The organism is Paractinoplanes maris (genome assembly GCF_023544465.1).
In the GTDB taxonomy this organism is placed as follows: Bacteria; Actinomycetota; Actinomycetes; order Mycobacteriales; family Micromonosporaceae; genus Actinoplanes; species Actinoplanes maris.
In genome coordinates, this window is the sequence record NZ_JALPVL010000003.1 from 195,013 (window position 1) to 209,338 (window position 14,326).

General features: G+C 70.5%; 14 protein-coding genes. 4 read left to right on the forward strand and 10 right to left on the reverse strand.

What is annotated here, in order from left to right; genetic code table 11:
• Nucleotides 1–8 precede the first annotated feature (8 nt).
• Together NAG42_RS09610 and NAG42_RS09615 are read left to right on the forward strand one after the other, a co-directional pair.
• Complete coding sequence (locus NAG42_RS09610) at nucleotides 9–1,505, forward strand: RICIN domain-containing protein (protein WP_250029562.1); 1,497 nt, start codon at nucleotides 9–11, stop codon at nucleotides 1,503–1,505.
• Between the two features lie 103 nt (nucleotides 1,506–1,608).
• Nucleotides 1,609–2,352: an SDR family NAD(P)-dependent oxidoreductase gene (locus NAG42_RS09615; protein ID WP_250029564.1), complete on the forward strand. Its 744-nt coding sequence runs from the start codon at nucleotides 1,609–1,611 to the stop codon at nucleotides 2,350–2,352.
• A gap of 11 nt (nucleotides 2,353–2,363) precedes the next feature.
• On the opposite strand, the gene NAG42_RS09620 is transcribed toward NAG42_RS09615, so the two are convergent.
• The 7 genes from NAG42_RS09620 to NAG42_RS09650 form a co-directional block, all read right to left on the reverse strand.
• A complete protein-coding gene (locus NAG42_RS09620) occupies nucleotides 2,364–3,452 on the reverse strand; it encodes a hypothetical protein (protein WP_250029566.1) in 1,089 nt (362 codons plus the stop codon).
• A 4-nt stretch (nucleotides 3,453–3,456) separates the two neighbouring features.
• Nucleotides 3,457–4,656, reverse strand: coding sequence for a low temperature requirement protein A (locus NAG42_RS09625; protein ID WP_250029568.1), 1,200 nt, complete (start codon nucleotides 4,654–4,656; stop codon nucleotides 3,457–3,459).
• A gap of 163 nt (nucleotides 4,657–4,819) precedes the next feature.
• Entirely contained in the window at nucleotides 4,820–5,293 is a 474-nt protein-coding gene (locus tag NAG42_RS09630) for a hypothetical protein (protein WP_250029570.1), read from the reverse strand.
• A gap of 7 nt (nucleotides 5,294–5,300) precedes the next feature.
• A complete protein-coding gene (locus NAG42_RS09635; protein WP_250029572.1) occupies nucleotides 5,301–5,699 on the reverse strand; it encodes a VOC family protein in 399 nt (132 codons plus the stop codon).
• Nucleotides 5,700–5,728: 29 nt separating this feature from the next.
• Nucleotides 5,729–7,246 (reverse strand): diguanylate cyclase domain-containing protein, encoded by a 1,518-nt coding sequence (locus NAG42_RS09640; protein WP_250029573.1) that lies wholly within the window; start codon nucleotides 7,244–7,246, stop codon nucleotides 5,729–5,731.
• A 215-nt stretch (nucleotides 7,247–7,461) separates the two neighbouring features.
• A complete protein-coding gene (locus NAG42_RS09645) occupies nucleotides 7,462–7,701 on the reverse strand; it encodes a DUF3817 domain-containing protein (protein WP_250030321.1) in 240 nt (79 codons plus the stop codon).
• A gap of 5 nt (nucleotides 7,702–7,706) precedes the next feature.
• The gene (locus tag NAG42_RS09650; protein WP_250029575.1) at nucleotides 7,707–8,129 is read right to left on the reverse strand and encodes a hypothetical protein; all 423 of its coding nucleotides are present in this window, start codon (nucleotides 8,127–8,129) and stop codon (nucleotides 7,707–7,709) included.
• Nucleotides 8,130–8,215: 86 nt separating this feature from the next.
• On the opposite strand from NAG42_RS09650, the gene NAG42_RS09655 reads away from it, so the two are divergent.
• Nucleotides 8,216–9,190: a GlxA family transcriptional regulator gene (locus tag NAG42_RS09655; protein ID WP_250029577.1), complete on the forward strand. Its 975-nt coding sequence runs from the start codon at nucleotides 8,216–8,218 to the stop codon at nucleotides 9,188–9,190.
• Nucleotides 9,191–9,354: 164 nt separating this feature from the next.
• Here the strand turns inward: NAG42_RS09655 and NAG42_RS09660 are convergent, their stop codons facing one another.
• The 3 genes from NAG42_RS09660 to NAG42_RS09670 all read right to left on the reverse strand — a co-directional run bounded on the left by NAG42_RS09660 (nucleotide 9,355) and on the right by NAG42_RS09670 (nucleotide 11,927).
• Nucleotides 9,355–10,023 (reverse strand): YceI family protein, encoded by a 669-nt coding sequence (locus NAG42_RS09660; RefSeq protein WP_250029579.1) that lies wholly within the window; start codon nucleotides 10,021–10,023, stop codon nucleotides 9,355–9,357.
• 273 nt (nucleotides 10,024–10,296) lie between these two features.
• The gene (locus NAG42_RS09665) at nucleotides 10,297–11,292 is read right to left on the reverse strand and encodes an LLM class flavin-dependent oxidoreductase (protein ID WP_250029581.1); all 996 of its coding nucleotides are present in this window, start codon (nucleotides 11,290–11,292) and stop codon (nucleotides 10,297–10,299) included.
• Between the two features lie 23 nt (nucleotides 11,293–11,315).
• Nucleotides 11,316–11,927: a class I SAM-dependent methyltransferase gene (locus tag NAG42_RS09670; protein WP_250029583.1), complete on the reverse strand. Its 612-nt coding sequence runs from the start codon at nucleotides 11,925–11,927 to the stop codon at nucleotides 11,316–11,318.
• 107 nt (nucleotides 11,928–12,034) lie between these two features.
• On the opposite strand from NAG42_RS09670, the gene NAG42_RS09675 reads away from it, so the two are divergent.
• Nucleotides 12,035–14,326, forward strand: coding sequence for a putative bifunctional diguanylate cyclase/phosphodiesterase (locus NAG42_RS09675; protein ID WP_250029585.1), 2,292 nt, complete (start codon nucleotides 12,035–12,037; stop codon nucleotides 14,324–14,326).

Here is a 14,326-nt window from a genome sequence, read left to right on the forward strand (position 1 = left end):
TGATGCGCGTGCGGCTCCGTGAAGAGGGCGGCTCGATGCCGATGGCGATGCTCGTGGTCACCGTCGTGCTGTCACTGTCGGCGCTGATGGTCCCGCTGGTCCTGCGCCAGATCAAGTCGACCCAGAACCTCGCCCAGCGCAACACCGCGCTCAATGCCGCCCAGGCCGGCATGGACGTGATGATGGCCCGCGTCCGGGCCGCCGCCGACCAGGACACCCAGAGCGGCTATCTGGAGAACCTGCCGCCGTGCACACTCACCGGGGACGCCGGGGTCGGCTCGATCAACGACCGGCTGACGTACACGGTGACCCTCACATACCGCGACCAGGACGGCCTCGACATCCCGTGCCCGGTCTCCGATGTGCCGACCACCGCGATCGTCACCTCGGTCGGGGTCGGCGGCCCGACCGAGCGGACCCTGACCGCCACCTACGTCTTCTCCACCAGCAACACCAACATCCCCGGCGGTCAGATCCGGATCGCCAGTTCCAGCCTCGGCAACCAGTGCATGGACTCCGGGTCGAGCAAGGCTCCCAAGGCCGACAGCCCGGTCCAGATGGCCCCCTGCGACGGCAGCAGCCGCCAGCAGTTCGGCTACACGGCGGACCTGTATCTCAAGCTGATCAACTCGGAGTCCTCGGACGCGTCGTCGGGCATGTGCCTGTGGGCCAGCGATGCCCGCAAGGCCGGCACCGCCCTGGTCTTCCGGGCCTGCCCGGCGGTCCGAACCACCACCTTCCAGTGGGCTCTGGACGGCACCTCGCAGTTCCACTCCACCACCACGGCCAGCAAGTCGGACAGCGGTTCCTGCGTCAACGTGGCGGCCCCCGGCTCGACGACGAACCGCAGCGTGGTCCTCGGCACCTGCTCCAGCAAGGACACCACGACCATCTGGCGTTCGGCGACCGGCGTCGGCGCGGGCATGGCCGGCGACAGCACCAACCAGCTGGTCAACTACGCCCAGTTCAGCCGGTGCCTCGACGTCACCAACAAGTCGATGGGCTCGTTGTACATGATCGCCTGGTTCTGCAAGCAGGACCCCGGTGGCGTCGTCGACTTCAACCAGCAGTGGGTCCACCCGACACCGGTCATCCCGAACATCACCGCGACCGGGCCGATCATCGTCAACAACAGCACCCCCACCAGCAACAGCAAGAACGGCGCGGCCGGCAGCAACTACTGCCTCAAGTCGCCCGGCATCGTCACGTCGACGTCCTGGGTGACGGTCGTGAGCTGCCCGACCGTCGCGGTCCAGGCCCAGCAGAACCTGACGTGGACCGTCTACCACGACACCGGCGACTACGGCACGAGCTACCGGATCAAGGACTACAAGGGCTACTGCCTAGCCCCCACCAACCAGGCCAGCGGCGTCGCCAACGACTTCCACAGCGACGGCACCAGCAAGGTCAAGGTCTCGGTCTGCAACACGTCCGAGCTGCAGAAGTGGAACGCGCCGGCCAACATCAGCCAGCCGACGCCCCTGACCGACCTCGACGAGAAGTAGGCCCGGCGCCAGGCTCGGCGCGCAGCGGCCCGTGCTCCGATCGCGGAAGATCACGTCCGATCCCCGCCAGACAAGGGATCCGGCCTGGCGCAGGCTCTCTGTCATGAACAACGCACTCGAGGGCAAGGTGGCGCTGGTAACCGGCGGAGGCCGTGGCATCGGCGCCGCCGTGGCCCTACGTCTGGCCGAGGAAGGCGCCGATGTGGCGCTGACGTTCCACCAGAATCAGCAGCGCGCCGAGGAGACGGCGGATCAGATCAAGGCCGCCGGGCGGCGGGCGATCGTCGTTCAGGCGGACAGCGCCGACGCGGCCGCGGTCCTCGCCGCGGTCGACCGGGCCGCCGGCGAACTCGGCCGGTTGGACATCCTGGTCAACAATGCCGGCGCCTTCCTGCTCGGACCGATCGAGGACCTGAGCCCGCAGGACTTCGAGCACACCGTCGCGGTCAACATCCGGGCGCCGTTCGTCGCCTCACAGGCCGCGGTGCGCCACATGTCGGCCGGTGGGCGGATCATCAATATCGGCAGCAACGTGGCCGAGCGAGCGGTCTTCCCCGGCTTCTCCCTGTACGCGCTGAGCAAGACCGCCCTGACCGGCCTGACCAAGGCGCTCGGACGGGAGCTCGGCGCCCGGGCCATCACCGTGAATCTGGTGAACCCGGGTCCCACGGACACCGAGTTGAACCCGGCCGACGGCCCGAACGCCGCCCCGATCACCGGGTTCACCGCGCTCGGCCATTTCGCGGCACCAGCCGACATAGCCGCCGCGGTGACGTTCCTGGCCGGCCCCGGCGCCCGTTACATCACCGGCGCCACAGTCAACGTCGACGGCGGCTTCACCATCTGATCGAAGCCGGGCTATCCGGTGAAGCGGGACCAGGTGAACCCGGGGCCGCGTAATCCTCGAAGTGCCGACCGGTGCCGGGCTCCGACGTGCACCTCGACCTCGTCGCCGTCGACCGCGACCACGGCGAGAAAGCCGTCAGCGCCGACGTAGTGGAAGGTCTGGTCCGTCGGCCAGCGGGCCGGTCGCAACGACACCCGGCGCAACCGGCCGACGAACTTCCGCGCCCCGGCCCGGTCCAGATGAGCGAACCCGCCGTACGGGGCCGCGTAAGCCTGCTCGGTGAGGACGACCTGCAGCAGGAAGGCGCTCAGGCGTTCCCGTTCCGGGATCAGATCATCGGCACGGCCGGAGTACCAGACGCGGGGGTCGTCCCCGACGGAGTCCATGAGAAGCGAGAACCCTCCCTGACCCTCCGTTCCGAACTCCACCAGGCCGGTTTCCGGGTCTGGTCGCAGCGCACCGGGAAGGTGGATGTGGTTCTGGCGGCCGAGGACCTCCGGCCGGCCCGCAGCCGCACGGTACAGCTCCCTCAATGCCGCGGGCACCGCAACCGGCGCGGCCTCGACGCCGGTGGTGATCTGCGGGACATCGGCGAACCAGGTATCGACGAATGCCCGCAGCGCCCCGGCCGGATCCGCCGGCACCAGATCGAGCCAGGTCAGGCTGGGTGCGGGCGAGCCGGCAGTCGGACGGACCTGGTCCAGCAACGGGAACGGCATCCGCTCACGCAGCGACAGGCGGGCCCGGGTCAGCCGGGCCGGGGCTGTCGCGTGCGTGCGGGTGGATCCCCGCATGCCCACGTGCAGCGGGCCGAGCGCCACACACCCATGGGCGAGGCGGGCGAACCCCCATACGACAAACCCCTGGGCCGGCCCCGCATCGAACCAGTTTTCGACGACCTCGGGAAACGGCGCGTGCAGGGCCACCGTCTCGAAATCCGATACCCCCGTGTCATCCGGCCGGTCGCCGGGCTCGATCACCAGGACCAGATCGGTGGACCCCACCGCGTACGTGACCGCGGGCGTACGCACCACGATGGCGTCCGCGCCGGCCCGCGCGAGTGCGGACTCCTCGGTGACAACCGCCCACGGATCGGCCATCGGGTCACCTTAGTGGGCTGGAATCACGTGCTCTTCTCTTCCCTTGATCGGTCTTCGGTTCCTGCCAGACCAGGACGACGACCACAACGGCCAGGAAGACGGTGGCGAGCGCGACCGGAACGGGAAAGAGCGGGTCGATGAGGACGAACGCCGCTCCGGCCGGGACCACGACATTGACGATGCGATTGGCTTCCGGGCGGATGGCGAGCAACCACACACCGAGGATGAAGACGGCGATGGGAACGGTGTAGGCGAAGGAGGCGCCGGGTGGGTGCAGTTCGCTCCGGCCGGTGATGACGTCGATCTCGACTTCGATTCCGGCGGAGAGGGCACCGGCGGCGGCGAAGACGAAATAGTGACCGTAACCGTAGGTGAGAGCTCTTCCCAGCCCGTCGGTCGCGGCCCGATGCGGTATCCAGAAATAGATCCACCACAGCGCCGCGGTGACGGTCAGGGTGAGCGCGGCGATCGCGATGAGCGGACCGAGGGAATCTGCTTCGTGCAGGGCTTCGATGATGGCGTTCGCGGAGGCGAGCAAGCTCTCGCCCAGCACGATGAGGGTGAAGAGTCCGTGTCGCTCGGCCAGGTGGTGCGGGTGCCAGCGGGTGCCACCACGACGCTCGGCGACGACCGGCACGGCGAGCTCAGCGGCTATGAGGACTATCAGCGTGAAGGGCAGGGCGGCGGCCGGCAGCACCAGGCCGGCCAGCCAGAGAGCCTGAACGACCGTGACGCCTGCCGCGTAGGTGACGGCGACGCGGCGGGTGCTGCCGGGCGGCCGTGCGGCGCGCAACCACTGCGCGACGACCGCCAGCCGCATGAGCACGTACCCGAGGACGATGACGGAGAAGTCGTGCTCCTCGAAGGCGGCTTCGATGCCGGACGCGAGGATGAGGACGCCACCCATCTGCACGAAGGTGATCAGCCGGTAGAGCCAGTCGCCGGTGTCGAACGAGGTGGCGAACCAGGTGAAGTTCACCCAGGCCCACCAGATCCCGAAGAACACGACGGCGTAGACGAGCACGCCGTTGAGGACATGCGCCTCGGTGAGCTGATGGTGGAGCTGAACCGAAGCGGTGCTGACCGCGACGACGAACACCAGGTCGAAGAACAGCTCGAGGTTCGACGCCGTCCGACCGGGCTCCCCCGGGTCACGGGGCCGCATGGGCACGAGCCGGAAGCGAGGTGCGGATGGTGCCGTCATGTGTCCTTACCCTGAGGTCGCTGAGTGCCCGGAGGGTCGACGCCGGCAGGCGCAACCGCCAGGCGACGAAAACATGTGTTCCCACCACAGGGTCAACATGAGCTCGCCAGGCGACTGGCAACAAACGCCGTCGACATCCGAGCCACCCGAGATCGTCGGCGTCTCACATCGTCAGGGGGCCGCCCTCGACGCCGTAGAACCAGTGGTGGCCGGCGTCCGGCACAGGGGGCAGGTCGTCGTGGATCAGGTGGTTCATCGCTTCGGCCAGGTCGGCGACCACCGCGCCGTCGACGTACTCCTCGAAGCGCAGGGCGAACGGCTCGTTGCCGGCCACATACCTGGTCTCGGCCTCGGTCCGGGTCAGGATGCCGCGCTCGCGCAGACGGCGGCCGGCCTCGGCGATCATCCGATGGACGAAGTCGCGCTGCGGCGGTGACCACCGGTCGTCGTCGAGGGCCAGGGTCCATGACGCGCCGACCTGAGCGTGGGCGCGCAGACTTTCGAGCACTTCGCCGACACCCTCGGGCTGCGACATCCCGGCGGCCCCGTCGATCGCTTCCAGGATGAGAATGCCGAAGCTGACGTCGTAAGCCCAGAGGAAGCGATCTCCGAAGCTGACCGGAACAGTCTTGCTCATGCCTGGATCACGCACCCGACCGGCCGAGGAGGTCCCAGCGGTTTCCGGCTATGTCGAGGAAGACCGCGACCCGGCCGTAGGGCTCGGTACGCGGGGCCCGGACGAACGTGACACCGGCGTCGGTCATGCGCCGGTACGAGGCGTCGAAGTCGTCGACGTGGAGGAAGAATCCGACCCGGCCGGCGGCCTGATCGCCGATGGCCGCTTCCTGGTGTTCTCCGTCGGCGCGGGCCAGGAGAAGGCCGGTCTGCGCGCCGGGCGGGCGCACCACCACCCACCGCTTCGGCCGTCCGTCGTTGGTCAGCGACGGCGAGTCCTCCACCAGGTCGAAGCCGAGCACGTCGGTGAAGAAGGCGATCGCCGGGTCGTAGTCCTCGACGATCACCGCCACCAAGTCGATTCGCATCCCCGGCATCGTACGGACGCGGGCCCCGGTCAGCGGGTCGCGTGGGTCATCTCGGGGGCGTGGCGCAGCCAGGTGCCCTTGCCCCGACGTTTCGCGGTGTACATGGCCAGGTCGGCGTCTCGCAGCAGCGTGCTCACGTCGGCGCCGGGGGTGGCTGTGGCCACGCCGATGCTGGCCGCGGCCCGCACCGGGACGCCGTCGATCAGTTCGGGCACGGTCAGGGCGGCCAGGATGCGCTCGGCCGTGTGCGAGGCCTCGGTGGCCGGGCAGTCCGGCAGCAGCACCGCGAACTCGTCGCCGCCCAGGCGGGCCGGGACGTCGGCGGCGCGGATGGCGCCTCGCAGGCGGTCGGCCACGGCCATCAGCAGCGTGTCGCCGGCCGCGTGGCCCATCGTGTCGTTGACGGACTTGAAGCCGTCCAGGTCGACCAGCAGCACCGACACCCGGGCGCCGGGCGCGGCCAGCGCCTGGGCGACCTGGTCGTGGAAGTGGGTGCGGTTGGCCAGGCCGGTCAGGCCGTCGAAGTGGGCCTGGTGCCGCAGCCGGATCTCGTGCTCGCGCAGGCGATCGATGAGCGCGCTGTTGTCGTGGAACGCCACCAGCTGCCGCACGGCGACGAGAGCGCAGATCAGCACCAGCCCGGCCACCACCCCCCACAGCCGGGTGGTCACGCCGGCCGGCAGCACCACGATCAGCGCGCCGAAGGCGACCACCATGGCCCCGTACGGCAAAAGGCTGTAGGGCTTGCGGCGGCGCTGGCCGAAGGCGGTGGTGCGGTCCCGGCCGGCCAGGAAGAGCTGGATGCGCGGACCGATATTGATCAGCAGGGTCGGCAGGAAGCGGACGAGGTAGACCACCGCGGGCACCGCGACGGCCGAGCCGGGTGCGAGCACCAGGCCGATGCTCATCACCACGGCCGAGCACACCATCGGGATGGCGGCCGCCCTGTGCATCGGCGCGTTGCCGCTGAGGATCATCTTGACCGCGGCGAAGGCGGCCGTGATGCTCACCCCGGTCGCGGCGATGACGGCCAACAGGTGCGGGCGGGAGTAGGTGCCGGGCGTCGCCAGCAGGCACCACGCGACCACGCCGCCGGCGGCCAGGACGGTCGCCGAGTCGAGCCAGAAGCCGAGGCGCTCGCGACCCGATCTCGTCGGGTGCGGGTGGGCCAGCATCGCCACGACCACCGCGGTCAGCCCGATGCCGAAGCAGACCGTCTGCACCGCGCCGCCGGTGGTCGTCCAGGTCCCCGGGGTGAAGGACACGATGCTCTGCCAGGTGTCGCCGACCACGAACAGGCCGCCGACCGCCATCAGGACCAGCCAGAACCGCCGGATCGGACCGGTCGCCAGCCGGGCCACCCGCCACGAGCAGATCGCCAGCATCAGGTCCATCGGCGGCTGGAACGCCCAGAACACCCTCACCTGCCAGACCGGGTGCCCGTCGAGCGCGAAGAACAGGATCGTCGCGAGGGCCGTCCAGCCCAGGAACGCGAGCAGGAGGGGGTCGCGACGCAGCCTGGCTCCGGCGGTCACGGGTTCGGCCACGCGGGCCTCCCCTCCGGTCGATACGGGCCAGGGCGGCCCCTGGTGCTCCGTATCGACTGCGCGGTCGCGGCCTTGAGGAATCGGCCGCGCCGGCGACGCGGGTCACGCCGGGTCGGCCCGGGATGGAGTACGAGCCATGACCGCGCCGCACCGAAGCGGTGCCCCCGATCCGCGCCCTACCGCCGCGAACGACTCCACCCGCCGGTCGCGTTGCCTCACCCGCGTCGAACGGCCCGCAGCGCCAGCAACCCACCGATCCCCGGCACCACCGCCAGCAGCCGCGGCCGCACCCGCCCGGTCGCCGCCACGGCCGCCCCGATCACCACCAGATAGGCGCATCCGTGCAGCGGCCCCAGCAGTGTGGCCACCCACGGCACGTGCACGGTGGCGAGATTCCCCAGCAGCACCAGCAGCGAGATCAGCTCGACCCGGGCCGCCACCCGCAGCATCAGCATCGCGCTCACGCCCCCGTCGTCGATCCCGGCCGGACGATCATCAGCACGACGACCGTGGCCCACAGCAGGTTGAACACGCCCGACACCATGCCGAGCCGTCCGGCGTCCGCGGTGTCCCGCGACCACATCGCCGAGGCCTGCGCCGGCAGGATCGCGAACGCCAGGACCACTCCGGCCAGGACGGTCAGCACGATCGAGACAAGCAGCCAGGCGTCGGTCAGCACACCCAGCGACGCGCCGGTGGCCAGCCCGAGCACGGGAACGGCCAGGCCGGCCACCGCGTAGACCCGGCTGATCCGGTGCAGGGTCCGCATCTGGTCGAGGTCGCCGCGCCGGACGGCGGCCGGGAACATGCTGGCCGCGACGGTCACCGGGCCGATGGCCACGATCGCCGCCAGGACATGCAGGGAGAGAAGCACTTTTGTCACGGTCACCGACCGTATGGGCGGGCCCGATGATCCGGAAGTGGCTCGAATGCCACAGTGCAACGGATTCTCGCCATAGACTCACCGGCATGCATCAGGTCGCCGTGCTCGCCCTCGACAACGTCGTCGCCTTCGACCTGGCCACACCGCTCGAGGTGTTCGACCGGGTGCGCCGGCCCGACGGCTCCCGGCCCTACGACGTACGGGTGTGTGCCCCTCAGCCGCAGATCAGCGCGCGCTCCTTCACCGTGCAGGCCGATCATGGCTTGGAGGCGCTGGACACCGCCGACACGATCATGGTGCCCGGCTGCCACGACATCACCACCGCCGTACCGCCGGACGTGGTGACCGCACTCCGGACGGCCGCGACTCGCGGCACCCGGATCGCCTCGATCTGCGCCGGCGCGTTCGTCCTGGCCGCCACCGGCCTGCTCGACGGCCGCCGGGCCACCACCCATTGGCTCGCCGCCGACGACTTCCGCGCCCGCTTCCCGGCGGTCGAGCTCGACCCCGGCGTGCTCTACGTCGACGAGGGCCAGTTCCTGACCTCGGCCGGCGCCGCCGCCGGACTCGACCTCTGCCTGCACCTGGTGCGCCGCGACCACGGGTCGGCGGTGGCCGCGCAGGCCGCCCGCCTGTCGGTGATGCCGCTGGAACGCCAGGGCGGTCAGGCCCAGTTCATCGTGACCGAGCAGCCGCCGGCGCCCCGCGGTTCCGAGCTGGAGCCGCTGCTGCGCTGGCTCGACGACAACGCGGGCGACGACCTCACCCTGGAGGGCATCGCGGCACGTGCGGGCATGAGCACCCGCACGCTCAACCGGCGCTTCCGCGAGCAGACCGGCACCACTCCGCTGCAGTGGCTGCACCTGGCCCGGATCCGCCACGCCCAGCACCTGCTCGAGACCACGGCGCAACCGGTCGACCGGATCGGCACCCAGGTCGGCTTCGGCTCCCCCACCGCGTTCCGCGACCGCTTCAAGCGCATCGTCGGCACCAGCCCGCACAGCTACCGCCGCAGCTTCCGCACCGACCGGCACCCATCACCACTACCGGCCGCCAGTTGAAGCGCAGACCGGCGACCGCCCGCACTACCGGCCGGCGGTCAGAGCGCAGACCAGCGACCGCCCACATGACCGGCCGGCGGTCAGAGCGCAGACCAGCGACCGCCCGCACTACCGGCCGGCAGTCAGAGCGCAAACCGGCGACCGCCCGCACTACCGGCCGGCGGTCAGGGCGCGGACTCCAGGATGGCCTCGCCGGCGATCTCGATCCGCACGCTCTTGCCGACCAGGAAGCCGCCGCTCTCCAGCAGCACGTTCCAGACCAGCCCGAAATCCTCGCGCTCGAAGTCGGCCGTGGCGCTGAACCCGAAGATGTCGCGATCGTAGGGGTCGCGGCGCGCCCCGCCGTATTCGACGTTGAGGTCGATCGGCCGGGTCACGTCCCGGATCGTCAGCAGCCCGTTGACGACGAATTTGCCGCTGGGCCGGGCGGCGGGCACGGCGGCCGCGTTGGGCCGGCGCGACAGCGGGTTGTTGCGCAGCCGGGCCCACAGGAAGATCTCGTCGTTGCTCTGCTGCCACTGGACGCCGGTGCTGCGGAAGGAGATCACCGGATAGCGCTGCGCGTCGAGGAAGTCGGGGCTCGACAGGTGCGTGTCACGGTCGGCGTTGTGCGTGGTGAGGCTGGTGGTGTCGATCGTGGCCGTCACCGACGAGCGCATCGGGTCCTCGGCCACGACGATGGTGGCGTTGCCCCGGGAGAACTCGCCGCGGACCGGGCTGACCATCATGTGCTGGGCCAGGAATCCGAGCCGTTTGTGGGCGTCGTCCAATTTGTACACACCGGGTTCGGGAATGGTCAGGCCGTTCCACTCCCGGATCGGTCGGTCGACCATAGTTACGCTTCACCCCTCGGCCATGTCCACTCGGATGCATTCTCCGAATTCAACGGATCTTAGGCGCAGAAAACGCAGCGTGGCGGCCCGCCCGGCCACGCTCGGTGCGGACCGGCAGGTCAGTGGCCTGGGACACTGTACCGATAATGCGCAGTTGACCGATTTATACGGCGACCGCGATCACATTTCTCAGATACTGGTTACGCAGAGTTTCGGTGAATGAAACAAAATGGCCCGAGTGAGACTCGCCACGCAATTATCGGATGCAACGAGCTATTTCGATGCCCGCATGACTTCGCCGGTGAGCTCGACCGACCGGAGACGGTCGTCCACGTCGGACGCGTGGTGGGCCGTGATGAGCTCGTCGGCCCCCGCCTCCTCGGCGAACTTCAGCAGATACTCCCGGACCTCGTCGGGCGTGCCCACGGCGGTGTACTTGGTCATGTTGGCCAGGCCCGCGCCGGCCGGGGAGACCAGGAAGGCGTCGATCTCGGCGTCGGTGAAGTTGGCGCCTCGCGCCCCTCGGGTGATCATCGCTCGAGTGCGGGCCCGGTAGGCCCGGGTGCGCTGGTCCTCCGCGGTCGCCGTGTCGCCGGCCGCGAACACGTTGACGCCGGCGATCACATAGGGCTCGGCCAGCTGCTCGGACGGGCTGAAGGTCTCGCGATAGACCGTGACGGCCTGGTGCAGCGCGTCGGGGGCGAAGTGCGAGGCGAACGCGTACGGCAGGCCCAGCTGCGCCGCGAGCTGGGCGCCGAACAGGGACGAGCCGAGGATGTAGAGCGGCACCGGCCCGTCGGGCCGGGGCACCGCCTGCACGCCGGGGATCCGGGTGTGACCGGTGAGGTAGCCGTTGAGCTCGAGCACATCCTGCGGGAACGAGTCGGCCGAGCTGTTGTCGCGGCGCAGGGCCAGCATCGTGTTCTGATCGGTGCCCGGCGCGCGGCCCAGGCCCAGATCGATGCGGCCCGGATAGAGCGTGGCCAGCGTGCCGAACTGCTCGGCGATCACCAGCGGCGAGTGGTTGGGCAGCATGATGCCGCCCGACCCGAGCCGGATGCGCTCGGTGTGGGCGGCCACGTAACCGATCACGACGCTGGTCGCCGACGAGGCGATGACCGGCATGTTGTGGTGCTCGGCATACCAGACCCGCTCGTAGCCCGTGCGCTCGGCGGCCCGGGCCAGCGCGACGCTGGCCTCGAAGCTCTCGCGCGCGGTCTGCCCGCTGCTGATGGGGGCGAGGTCCAGAACAGAGAGCGCGATCACCATGGATCGAACCTACTCCGCGGTCCTTACCGTGGCACTGTGCGCCGGAACACGTCGAGCAGGAACCATTCGTCCTCGTGGTGGACGACGCGCTCGAGTCCGGGCCGCGCCGCCAGCGCCTCGTGCACCTGGTGTCCGTCGTAGTTGCCGCCGGTGGCCCGGTCGCGGAAGTGCACCCCGACGATGTCGCCGCCGGGCTCCAGGCACTGCACCAGGCCGTCGAGCGTGGCCCGCAGATCGGCCTCGTCGAAGTAGTACAGCAGGTCACCCACGACGATCAGGTCGAACGTCCCGGCGGGCAGCTCGGCCGGGAGGTTGGCCCGCTCCACCCGTACGTGAGAAAGGTCTCGCAGCGCCTCGCGGGCCTGCTCGACGGCCGAGTCGACGGAGTCGACGGCCAGCACCTCGTCGCAGCGCGCGGCCAGCAGGCGGGTGAGCAGCCCGATCGAGGCGCCCGGCTCGTAGCACCGGCGGTAGTGCTCGCGGGGCAGGCTGGCCATGGTGACCGCGTACTTGCGCTGGTCGTGCCACTTGGTGGCCAGATCCCAGGGGTCGTCCTTGGCCAGGTAGAGCCCGGTGAAGTAATCCAGCGAGACAGTGTCCGCCGGCGGATGCGCGTCGTCGCGTGCTTCTGCCATGCGACGAGAACTTACCGGATCGCTTGGGAGCGGCTTCATCCTGCCGATGGGGGTTATGACGGGTTCCGCGCCGGATCGGCAGCTCGGAGGCAGAAAGGAAGGGCGTGATGCGTCTGCCTGCTCTCCGGCTGTGGTGGCTGATCGCCGCGACCCTGCTGATCGTCGTGGCCGCACCGGCGGCCGGCCCGCGCGGCGAGCTGATCCTCTACGGCCTGGCCGGGACCGGAGCGGTGACCGCCGTGCTGGTGGGAATCCGCGTCAACCGCCCGCCCCGCCCGGCCGCCTGGAGCTTGCTCGCTGTCGCGGCCGGACTCGGAGCGGCGGCCCCGGTGGCCTGGGCACTGGCCCCGGCCGTGCTGATCCGGCCCGGCATCACGCTCTACGACGCGCTCTTCCTGGCCTCCTATCCGACGCTGGCGGCCGGCCTGGCGCTGCTGGCCGAGCGCTCGGGCACCTCCCGCTGGGCCGGGCTCACCGAGACCGGCATCGTCCTGTGCACCGGCGTCGTGCTCGCGTGGGTGATGCTCTACGACCCGTACGTCGTCGACCGGGACCACCCGCTGTCGAGCCCCGCCGTGGTGGCGTACCCGTTCCTCGACGCTCTCGTGACCGGGCTGGCCATCCGGCTGATCGTCGTGCAGGCCCGGCTGACCCGTCCGCACCTGATCGTGCTGGCCGCCACGCTGCTGATGGTCGCCTCCGACGTGCGGTATTTCCTGCAGGTCACCCGGGACGAGCCGATCGAGGGCAACCTGCTGCTGAGCGTCGGCGCCTACCTCGGGGCCTACGTGCTCATCTCGATCGCCGCCCTGCACCCGGCCGGCCCGCACCAGGATCGGGCCGCGACCGTGAGCACGTGGCGGACGCTCGCGCTGCACATCGTGCTCGTCCTCGTCGGCCCGATCGCCACCGCATACGCCCTGCGCCGCGACGCTGCCCTGCACGAGCTCGACCCGGCCGACCTGATCGTGCCGCTGACCCTGACCGCCGTGGTCGCGGTGCTGCTCGTGGTGCGGATGGCGCTGGCCACCCGGCTGGCCGAGAAGCAGGCCGCCACCGTGGGCCGGTCGCTGACCGAGCAGGCGGCCCTGCAGGAGTCGATGCGCCAGATGGCGCTGCACGACGGTCTGACCGGCCTTCCTCATCGCGGTCTGCTCGAGGAGCAGCTCGCGCTGGTCTCGGCGGCCAGTGAGTGCCGTGGCGCGCTGCTGCTGCTCGACCTGGACGGCTTCAAGGACGTGAACGACCGGCTCGGCCACACGGTCGGCGACGAGCTGCTGCTCGCCGTGGCCGACCGGCTGCGCCCGCTGCTCGGCCCGGGCGAGACGCTGGCCCGCCCGGGCGGCGACGAGTTCGCCATCCTGCTGCCGGCCGCCGGGGCCGCCGAGGTGAAGGCCCGGGCCGACGCCGTCCTGACCGCCCTGCGCCGCCCGTTCGACGTCACTGGGCACACGCTTCACGTCACCGCCAGCATCGGCATTCGCCGGCTCGAGTCCCGGGCCAGGGCTGACGAGCTGCTGAGCGACGCCGACCTGGCGCTCTACGCGGCCAAGGCCGCCGGTAAGGACCGCCACGAGCTGTTCGACCCGCGGTTGCGCCGGGAGCAGGCCGACCGGATCCGGATGGTGGAGCGGCTGCGCGAGGCGCTCGAGGCCGACGAGTTCACCGTGCACTACCAGCCGATCGTCGCGCTGCGCTCGGGCGCCTCGATCGGGTTCGAGGCGCTGGTGCGGTGGACGCCGCCCGGGCAGCCGCCGATCGGACCGGACCGGTTCATCCCGGCCGCCGAGGACAGCGGGCTGATCCTGCAGCTGGGCGAGTGGGTGCTGCGCCGGGCCTGCGCCGAGGCCGGCCCCTGGCATCGCAGGTACGGCACCACGATCGCGGTCAACGTGTCCCCGCGGCAGCTGGCCGAGCCCTATTTCGCCGACCGCGTGCGGCAGGCCCTGGCCGACAGCGACCTGCCGCCCCATGCGCTGACGATCGAGATCACCGAGGGTGTGCTGGTGCGCTCGGGGGCGCACGCCGAGCTGGCGCTGGCTCACCTGACCGAGCTGCGCGCCGACGGGGTCCGGGTGGCGATCGACGATTTCGGTACCGGCTACTCGTCCCTGGCCTACCTGCGCGACCTGCCGATCGACATCCTCAAGATCGACAAGTCGTTCATGCCCAACGACACCTCCGACGCCCAGCAGGCGGCGATGGTGCGCGCGGTGGTCGACCTGGCCCGCAGCCTGGGGCTGACGACCGTCGCCGAGGGTGTCGAGACGGCCCACCACGCCGAGCTGCTGCGCACGCTCGGCTGCGACCGCGGCCAGGGCTGGCTCTTCGGCCGCCCGGGCCCACCGGCGGCGGCCGCGCTGCGCCTGAACGCCGAAACGACCGTGACCGTGGGTTGA

What these genes read in the sequence shown, in the direction of transcription:
- NAG42_RS09660 (WP_250029579.1), bottom strand. Translation starts at nt 10,023, where the DNA reads ATGGTCGACCGACCGATCCGGGAGTGGAACGGCCTGACCATTCCCGAA.
- NAG42_RS09665 (WP_250029581.1), bottom strand. Translation starts at nt 11,292, where the DNA reads ATGGTGATCGCGCTCTCTGTTCTGGACCTCGCCCCCATCAGCAGCGGG.
- NAG42_RS09625 (WP_250029568.1), bottom strand. Translation starts at nt 4,656, where the DNA reads ATGACGGCACCATCCGCACCTCGCTTCCGGCTCGTGCCCATGCGGCCC.
- NAG42_RS09670 (WP_250029583.1), bottom strand. Translation starts at nt 11,927, where the DNA reads ATGGCAGAAGCACGCGACGACGCGCATCCGCCGGCGGACACTGTCTCG.
- NAG42_RS09655 (WP_250029577.1), top strand. Translation starts at nt 8,216, where the DNA reads ATGCATCAGGTCGCCGTGCTCGCCCTCGACAACGTCGTCGCCTTCGAC.
- NAG42_RS09630 (WP_250029570.1), bottom strand. Translation starts at nt 5,293, where the DNA reads ATGAGCAAGACTGTTCCGGTCAGCTTCGGAGATCGCTTCCTCTGGGCT.
- NAG42_RS09635 (WP_250029572.1), bottom strand. Translation starts at nt 5,699, where the DNA reads ATGCGAATCGACTTGGTGGCGGTGATCGTCGAGGACTACGACCCGGCG.
- NAG42_RS09620 (WP_250029566.1), bottom strand. Translation starts at nt 3,452, where the DNA reads ATGGCCGATCCGTGGGCGGTTGTCACCGAGGAGTCCGCACTCGCGCGG.
- NAG42_RS09645 (WP_250030321.1), bottom strand. Translation starts at nt 7,701, where the DNA reads ATGCTGATGCTGCGGGTGGCGGCCCGGGTCGAGCTGATCTCGCTGCTG.
- NAG42_RS09675 (WP_250029585.1), top strand. Translation starts at nt 12,035, where the DNA reads ATGCGTCTGCCTGCTCTCCGGCTGTGGTGGCTGATCGCCGCGACCCTG.
- NAG42_RS09615 (WP_250029564.1), top strand. Translation starts at nt 1,609, where the DNA reads ATGAACAACGCACTCGAGGGCAAGGTGGCGCTGGTAACCGGCGGAGGC.